Origin of the sequence: Blautia sp. MCC283, from assembly GCF_018785565.1 — a bacterium.
Classification (GTDB): domain Bacteria; phylum Bacillota; class Clostridia; order Lachnospirales; family Lachnospiraceae; genus Blautia_A.
The window spans coordinates 1-212 of the sequence record NZ_WQQB01000061.1; the positions used below are offsets into that span (position 1 = coordinate 1).

Consider the following 212-nt stretch of genomic DNA (forward strand, 5'->3'; position numbering starts at 1 on the left):
AAAACAGTATATTGAAAACCAGAAAACATCGCAGAGACAAAAGGATAAGATGGGATAATGCAAAAAGGAATTAAATTTAGGATCTACCCGAACAGAGAACAGAAAAACTTCATCCATCAGACCCTGGGATGTTGCCGGTTCATCTACAACCGGGGACTTGCCATGCGTAAGGAAGGCTATGAAAATGGGGAAAAGATCGGCTATTCCCAGAC

1 protein-coding gene is annotated in these 212 nt (G+C 42.0%); it reads left to right on the forward strand.

The genetic code is table 11. From position 1 onward, the window contains the following. Positions 1-57 precede the first annotated feature (57 nt). Positions 58-212 (forward strand): helix-turn-helix domain-containing protein (locus GPK81_RS18735; RefSeq protein ID WP_215707303.1); only part of this gene is annotated, 155 nt, incomplete at its 3' end.